The organism is Paraburkholderia sp. NMBU_R16 (genome assembly GCF_013282575.1).
Lineage (GTDB): Bacteria > Pseudomonadota > Gammaproteobacteria > Burkholderiales > Burkholderiaceae > Trinickia.
Genome location: NZ_JAAAYE010000114.1, coordinates 1 through 6,217, shown reverse-complemented (window position 1 = coordinate 6,217; position 6,217 = coordinate 1). Strand labels below are relative to the sequence as shown.

The window sequence follows — 6,217 nt, the reverse complement described above, 5'->3', positions numbered from 1 at the left end:
TGACGGGGGACTGCTCGGCGCGGCGTGGCGGCAGCGGTTCCGGGCTACGCCCTTCACCGCTGCCGCCACGCCAGTACTCTCATCCTGATTGACGCGCTGCTCTCATCTTGTTTGACGCGCGGCAAGATGCCGCGCAATCGACGCGATGCGCCAGCCTTGCCAGTAAAGCGAGCGTGCGATCTTGCGCACGTCCGTTTCGCGTTGAATCGAGTCCGTCGTGTCGAGCATGCGCCAAGCGTAGGGCTCCGCGCACGCGTGGGCACGCGGATCAATGCGTACCCGTGCCAGCAACGCTCGGGGAACGTTGAGCCGTAGCCGACGAAGGCCGAACATGAGAACCACGCTCACTCAATCACGATGGTTCGACCTCTCGCTATGGCAACCAACAAAACGAAGTTCTTTCGCGTCGCAGTAGAAGGCGCAACCATCGATGGTCGCGAAATCAAGCGCGATTGGCTCACGCAGATGGCAAAGAACTACAACCCGGAACTGTACGGCGCGCGCTTGAACGTCGAGCACGTCAAAGGATATGCGCCGCTTTCAGCGAACAGCCCGTTCGGCGCATACGGCGACGTGACGGCACTCGAAGTGCGCCAGATCGATGACGGTCCGCTGAAAGGAAAAATGGCGCTCTACGCGCGAATCGACCCGACTGATGATCTGATCACGCTGTCGAAAAAACGCCAGAAAATCTATACGTCGATCGAAGTCAACCCGGCCTTCGCCGACAGCGGGGAAGCGTACTTAGTTGGCCTCGCCGCCACGGACGATCCGGCAAGCCTCGGCACCGAGGCGCTGCAATTTGTCGCGAAGCGCTCGAACAACGTGTTCTCAGCGCCATGCGAAACAACGCTTGAATTCGACGGCGACATTGAGTCTCCGAGCCTGCTTTCGATCGTCAAGGGAATGTTCGCCCGGAATCGCACGACCGACGAACAGCGTCACAGCGACGTTCACCGAGCAGTCGAAGAGGTCGCCTGCTTCGCTACGAGACAGGCCCGCGAAACCGCGGCGCTCCGCATCGAGTTCGCTGCGGCCCGGCAGGACGCGACGGATGCAAAGAAGCGCGCGGACGAGGCGTTCGCCGCGGTGGAAACGCTGACCGCGAAGCTATCGTCAACGGATAACGGCGCGCCGCGACGCCCGCCATCAACCGGCGCGACGGGCGAATTCGTGACCGACTGCTGATCCCTTCCACGCTCATATCTCGGAGCCCCCATGAAGAAGGAAACGCGCTTGGCGTACAACAAGTACACCGCGCAAATTGCCAAGCTCAACGATACGTCCGACGTGTCAACGAAGTTCACCGTCGAGCCCACGGTGCAACAGACAATCGAAACCAAAATTCAGGAATCGAGCGAGTTTCTGAAACGCATTAATGTGTTGCCCGTGACCGAGTTGGAGGGCGAAAAGCTCGGTTTGTCGGTATCTGGCCCGATCGCCAGCCGCACCGACACGACCAAGGTGGACCGCCAACCCGTCGACCCGACCGCGCTCGACAGCGCCAAGTACCGTTGCGAGAAAACCGATTACGACACGGCGATTACGTACCGCAAGCTCGATGCATGGGCCAAGTTCCCGGATTTCCAGCAACGCATCCGCGACGTGATCGTGACGCAATCCGCGCTGGATCGGATCATGATCGGCTGGAATGGTGCCGAGGCTGCGCCTACGACCGACAAGGCCGCGAACCCGCTGTTGCAAGACGTCAACATTGGTTGGCTGCAACAGTACCGTAATCGAGCGGCGCAGCGTGTTCTGCATGAAGGCACCAAACAAGCCGGCAAGGTTCTCATCGGTAAGGACGGCGACTACGCCAACCTCGATGCGCTCGTGATGGACATCGTTTCGTCGATGATCGACCCGTGGTTCCAGGAAGACACTGGGCTCGTCGTGATCTGCGGCCGGGAATTGCTGCACGACAAGTACTTTCCAATCGTCAACGCGACGCAGGCGCCGACCGAACAGCTCGCAGCCGATTTGATCGTCAGCCAAAAGCGCATTGGCAACCTGCCGGCTGTGCGCGTGCCATTCTTCCCGAAGCGGGCAATGATGGTGACGAGGCTCGACAACCTATCGATCTACTTCCAAGAGAGCGCTCGCCGACGCTCGCTCATCGACAACCCGAAGCGCGATCAGGTCGAGAACTACGAATCGTCGAACGACGCGTACGTCGTCGAGGATTTCGGGTGCGGCTGCGTCGCGGAAAACATCGAACCGGTGGCAGCATGACCATTGACACACCTGCTCGCGCTCACTACGCGCGGGTGACAGCTGCACGCGCGGCAGCTGCCGCCTCGCCCGGTCAAACAATGGCTGGCGCGACGCCCTATGAGCTGATGCTCGCGAAGCTCGCATCCGACCGGCGTGCGCTCAAGAGCGTGCAGTCGATCGCCCGGAAGATCGAACTCAAAAGAAAGCTGCTGCCTGAGTATGCCGACTACGTCTCGGGCGTATTGGGCGGTGGCCGCGGCGCACAGGATGATGTTCTGGTCACTGTGATGGTCTGGCGCATCGATGCCGGCGACTTCGACGGTGCGCTTGATATCGCATCGTATGCCCTGTCTCACGGCCTTGCGCTGCCCGATCAGTTCGAGCGATCGCTTGCCTCTCTCGTCGCCGAGCAATTCGCCGACGCAGCACTCTCGGCGTTCATGGAAGGCGGATCATTTGATGCCGTGAGCCTGGAACGCGTTGACGAGCTGACGCGCGACGCCGACATGCACGATCAGGTCCGCGCCAAGCTCTACAAGGCACTCGGCTACGCGCAACAAGTGACCGATCCGCCGCGCGCACTCGAATATCTGCGTCGAGCTCTGTCGTTAAACGATCGCGTCGGCGTGAAAAAGGACATCGATCGGCTTTCGAAGCTGGTCGAGACCGTCGACCGTCCGAGCGACGCCACCGACGGTCAGTAAAGAGCCCTCCCCGGCATGGCGGCACCGGCGCTCGATCCCTACACCTGATGGAAACGGGAACTGAGCGTCGGTCCACCGTCACCCCTGAGCACCTGGATATCATGAGCAGCTTCATTGCTATCGCCGATACGACTGTACCGGCCTACCCGGCCAACGCCACCATCATCAGAAACGACGGATGGTTTCCCGACATCGATCTCAAAGACCTACGCGAAGCAATGCGTCTCGATGGCACGGTGACGCACGAGCGGTTGCGCCTAGCCACCGTCGACGCGATCGCGAGCATCAACGATGAGGTTCGGGCATGGAAAGCGGCGCGATGCGCGGAGGGGTACGCCGATCTGGCGAGTGTCCCGGCTGGCCAGACCGACGGCGTCAGCGCTCACATGCTGCGGTACCGCCGCGCGGTCTACAACTTGACACGCGCCGACCTGACTGAGCAATACCGCGCCTACGACGTCACGAAGACGGGTGCCAACGATGCCGAAGTCCTGGAGGCAACGATATGCGAGTCGCGTCGCAACGTCCGGTGGGCGCTGAATGACATGCGCGGCGTCCCGCGCTCAACGATCGAGTTGATCTGACCATGATCGTCCGGGCACTACAGGGCGATACGGTCGACTCGCTGTGCTGGCGCTACTACGGTCGCACCAACGGCACAGTCGAAGCGGTGCTCGAGGCGAACGCCGGCCTCGCCAACTTCGGTGCCATTTTGCCCGTCGGCACTCCGGTCCACTTGCCGGCGCTCGAAACCGTGACAGACACAAAGCCACTGCTGCAATTGTTTGATTGACCCAGGAGCCTCCCTACATGGCCGGATCGCACACCCCAACCGCCGTTCCGTTGACCGCGGTCGGTATCGCAAGCCTCGCGCCGGGCATCGACGGGAATGCGTTGATCGGCGCGTTTACAGGCGCCGCGCTCGTTGTCGTCACATCGAAAGAGATCAGCGTCGGCCGGCGCGTGGTCTACATGCTGATCTCGCTCGTGATGGGATATCTCGCGGCACCGGAAATCGTCAACGCCACACCGATCCATTCGACAGGCGTCGCAGCGTTCTTCGCGGCCGCTCTTGTCATCACCATCACGCTTCGAATGATCGATCGCGCGAGAGCCTGGGATCCACGCTCGATGTTCCGAAACCGGGAGTGACATGTCTATTTCGTTGGCTCTTATCACATGCGTCGCACACCTCGCGACACTCGTGCGCGTCCTCACCTTTCGGCGAAATGGCGCGCGATATCGGTACCACGTGTCGTGGGTAGAATGGGTCCTAGTTGCTGTGATGGGCGGGTCGGCGATCGAGCTGGCGCTGCACCTCGGGCAAGTCGGCATTTTTGAAGCGGCAGCGGCAGTCCTGCTGGCCGCGCTTGTGCTCGGCGCGCGCGGCAACGTCGCACGCCTTCTCTGGAGCGATTGACCATGAAGACGCATCGCCTCGGCGACCACGGCGACGACGTTGCCCTGCTGCAACGCCGGCTGGCCCGCGCCGGGTTCCGACTGGAAGTGACCCACCTCTACGACGACGTGACCGAAGCCGCTGTCGCTGCCTTTCAGCGGAAGGCCGGGCTCATCGACGATGGAATAGCCGGCCCCAAGACATATGCCGCGCTTGCAACCGGCCAGCGCGATCCGAAGCATCTCGGCGGTGCCGATCTCGTGCGAGCAGCGCAAACGCTTGACGTTCCCGTCGCTTGCCTGCGCGCCGTGCTCGAAGTGGAATCCCGCGGCTCCGGCTTCCTGCCCAATGGTCGGCCCGTTATCCTGTTCGAGCGACACGTATTTTGGAAGCGGCTCAAGGCACGCGGTGTCGATCCTGCACCGTTGTCGACGAAGAATCCAAACATTTTGTCGCAAACGCCGGGCGGCTATCAGAGCGGCGCCGCGGAGTACACGCGCCTCGCTTCTGCCGAGGCGATCGACGCCGCTGCCGCATGGGAGTCGGCGAGCTGGGGCGCATTTCAGGTAATGGGCTACCACTGGCAGCGTTTGGGCTACGCGAGCGTCGACGATTTCGTGGCTCGCATGGAAGCTGACGAAGCCGGCCAGCTCGACGCCTTCGTGCGGTATGTCGCGGCTGACACGGCGCTCATCGCCGCGCTCAGGGCCAGGAAATGGGCGGCATTCGCGAAGGGATACAACGGCAGGAACTATGCCGCGAACCTGTATGACGTCAGGCTCGAGCGCGCCTATGAACGCTACGCAGCGGCGGCCGAGGACAGCGCGGCGGTAGTCGCGTGAACAGGCTTGCCATGAAGCTGATCGCGGCATTGTTGACTCTCGCCGCGTTCGTTGCGGGGGCGTGCTATGTGCGTGCGCTGCGTGCCGATCTGGCAAATATGAATCGGCTTCTTGTCGACGCGCGAAAGGGCATCGCAGCCCGGGACAGCACCCTTCAGCAGGTGCGTGACGATGCCGCTCAGAAGGCGACCCAGCAGATGCAATTCACTCGAGCACACGACGCGATCGCCTCGAAGCTGGAGGCAACACGGCTCGAGAACCGGAGATTGACCTATGAAACCGACGAGCTTCGCGCATGGGCTGATACCCGCTTGCCTGACGACGTTGTGCGCCTGCACACAAGCCCCACTCTCGCCAGCGCCAACGATTACATTGAACGAGTGCCCGGCGGTCAGCCAATGCACGCTACCGGCTATGGCGCCGCGAACGAACGGTGACCTAGACGCCGCCCTCACGACGGCAAAGGCCGCATGGGCCGCGTGTGCGGCCAAGGTCGATATGATCGTTTCGTGCCAAACGGAAGCGCGGCAGCGTGAGGTCGGGGCACACGCCCATGATTAAACCCGCGAGCCTGCGAAAAGCGCTTGTCGCGGCGATTCCATCTCTCGACGCCGAGCCCGACAAACTGGCGGTGTTCATCGACCAAGGATCGATTGTGGCGACTGGTACACGCTCGCTGTCGTTCGAGTATCGGTACACGGCGCATGCGCTCGTGATGGATTTCGCGGGCGACGCCGATGGGGTCTTCATCGCGCTCATCGAATGGGCCCGCAAGAATCAGCCGGACCTCGTGACGAACCCGGACGAACGTGCTCACGGCATTACCTTCGAGGTGGACATTCTCAACCATGCGACGGCCGATCTCTCTATCAAGCTGGCGTTGACGGAAGGCGTGGCGGTGACGACCGGGCCGGATGGTAGTCGTGTCGTCGTGACCTGCCCCCTTCGGTAGGGCCAGTCGGCTTCTAGCAAAGTCCCTTTAAACCAGCTCCTGGAAAGCGGCAGGAGCATCCGCTGTTGCCCGATGTTTCGCCGCGAACTCTGCTGGCGAAAGATAA

At 61.9% G+C, this 6,217-nt stretch carries 12 protein-coding genes; 11 read left to right on the top strand and 1 reads right to left on the bottom strand.

The window, feature by feature from the left end; translation table 11 throughout:
* Positions 1–102 precede the first annotated feature (102 nt).
* The gene (locus GWC77_RS26705) at positions 103–228 is read right to left on the bottom strand and encodes a hypothetical protein (RefSeq protein WP_254367201.1); all 126 of its coding nucleotides are present in this window, start codon (positions 226–228) and stop codon (positions 103–105) included.
* A 129-nt stretch (positions 229–357) separates the two neighbouring features.
* Here GWC77_RS26705 and GWC77_RS26700 point away from each other — a divergent pair, with 129 nt between their 5' ends.
* The 11 genes from GWC77_RS26700 (at position 358) to GWC77_RS26655 (ending at position 6,111) form a co-directional block, all read left to right on the top strand.
* Positions 358–1,188: a GPO family capsid scaffolding protein gene (locus GWC77_RS26700; RefSeq protein ID WP_367949123.1), complete on the top strand. Its 831-nt coding sequence runs from the start codon at positions 358–360 to the stop codon at positions 1,186–1,188.
* 30 nt (positions 1,189–1,218) lie between these two features.
* On the top strand, positions 1,219–2,232 hold the full coding sequence (locus GWC77_RS26695) for a phage major capsid protein, P2 family (RefSeq protein WP_173262204.1): 1,014 nt from the start codon (positions 1,219–1,221) through the stop codon (positions 2,230–2,232).
* Positions 2,229–2,918 carry a terminase endonuclease subunit gene (locus GWC77_RS26690; protein WP_173262201.1) on the top strand — a complete coding sequence of 230 codons (690 nt, stop codon included), beginning with the start codon at positions 2,229–2,231 and terminating at the stop codon, positions 2,916–2,918. Before GWC77_RS26695 ends, GWC77_RS26690 begins: the two co-directional genes overlap by 4 nt.
* A gap of 101 nt (positions 2,919–3,019) precedes the next feature.
* The gene (locus GWC77_RS26685; RefSeq protein WP_173262198.1) at positions 3,020–3,502 is read left to right on the top strand and encodes a head completion/stabilization protein; all 483 of its coding nucleotides are present in this window, start codon (positions 3,020–3,022) and stop codon (positions 3,500–3,502) included.
* Positions 3,503–3,504: 2 nt separating this feature from the next.
* Complete coding sequence (locus GWC77_RS26680) at positions 3,505–3,711, top strand: tail protein X (protein ID WP_173262195.1); 207 nt, start codon at positions 3,505–3,507, stop codon at positions 3,709–3,711.
* Positions 3,712–3,728: 17 nt separating this feature from the next.
* The gene (locus GWC77_RS26675) at positions 3,729–4,070 is read left to right on the top strand and encodes a putative holin (RefSeq protein ID WP_173262192.1); all 342 of its coding nucleotides are present in this window, start codon (positions 3,729–3,731) and stop codon (positions 4,068–4,070) included.
* A gap of 1 nt (position 4,071) precedes the next feature.
* Positions 4,072–4,338: a phage holin family protein gene (locus GWC77_RS26670; RefSeq protein WP_173262189.1), complete on the top strand. Its 267-nt coding sequence runs from the start codon at positions 4,072–4,074 to the stop codon at positions 4,336–4,338.
* Between the two features lie 2 nt (positions 4,339–4,340).
* Positions 4,341–5,159: an N-acetylmuramidase family protein gene (locus GWC77_RS26665; protein ID WP_173262186.1), complete on the top strand. Its 819-nt coding sequence runs from the start codon at positions 4,341–4,343 to the stop codon at positions 5,157–5,159.
* 11 nt (positions 5,160–5,170) lie between these two features.
* Positions 5,171–5,596, top strand: a complete 426-nt coding sequence (locus tag GWC77_RS29810; RefSeq protein WP_173262183.1) for a protein lysB — start codon at positions 5,171–5,173, stop codon at positions 5,594–5,596.
* Positions 5,484–5,720: an Rz1-like lysis system protein LysC gene (gene lysC, locus GWC77_RS29190; protein WP_254367200.1), complete on the top strand. Its 237-nt coding sequence runs from the start codon at positions 5,484–5,486 to the stop codon at positions 5,718–5,720. The genes GWC77_RS29810 and lysC overlap by 113 nt, the downstream gene beginning before the upstream one ends.
* Entirely contained in the window at positions 5,713–6,111 is a 399-nt protein-coding gene (locus GWC77_RS26655) for a phage tail protein (protein ID WP_173262180.1), read from the top strand. The genes lysC and GWC77_RS26655 overlap by 8 nt, the downstream gene beginning before the upstream one ends.
* Positions 6,112–6,217: the final 106 nt, after the last annotated feature.

Coding starts and splice junctions, on each gene's coding strand:
- GWC77_RS26705 (WP_254367201.1), bottom strand. CDS start 228: ATGCTCGACACGACGGACTCGATTCAACGCGAAACGGACGTGCGCAAG.
- GWC77_RS26700 (WP_367949123.1), top strand. CDS start 358: ATGGTTCGACCTCTCGCTATGGCAACCAACAAAACGAAGTTCTTTCGC.
- GWC77_RS26695 (WP_173262204.1), top strand. CDS start 1,219: ATGAAGAAGGAAACGCGCTTGGCGTACAACAAGTACACCGCGCAAATT.
- GWC77_RS26690 (WP_173262201.1), top strand. CDS start 2,229: ATGACCATTGACACACCTGCTCGCGCTCACTACGCGCGGGTGACAGCT.
- GWC77_RS26685 (WP_173262198.1), top strand. CDS start 3,020: ATGAGCAGCTTCATTGCTATCGCCGATACGACTGTACCGGCCTACCCG.
- GWC77_RS26680 (WP_173262195.1), top strand. CDS start 3,505: ATGATCGTCCGGGCACTACAGGGCGATACGGTCGACTCGCTGTGCTGG.
- GWC77_RS26675 (WP_173262192.1), top strand. CDS start 3,729: ATGGCCGGATCGCACACCCCAACCGCCGTTCCGTTGACCGCGGTCGGT.
- GWC77_RS26670 (WP_173262189.1), top strand. CDS start 4,072: ATGTCTATTTCGTTGGCTCTTATCACATGCGTCGCACACCTCGCGACA.
- GWC77_RS26665 (WP_173262186.1), top strand. CDS start 4,341: ATGAAGACGCATCGCCTCGGCGACCACGGCGACGACGTTGCCCTGCTG.
- GWC77_RS29810 (WP_173262183.1), top strand. CDS start 5,171: ATGAAGCTGATCGCGGCATTGTTGACTCTCGCCGCGTTCGTTGCGGGG.
- GWC77_RS26655 (WP_173262180.1), top strand. CDS start 5,713: ATGATTAAACCCGCGAGCCTGCGAAAAGCGCTTGTCGCGGCGATTCCA.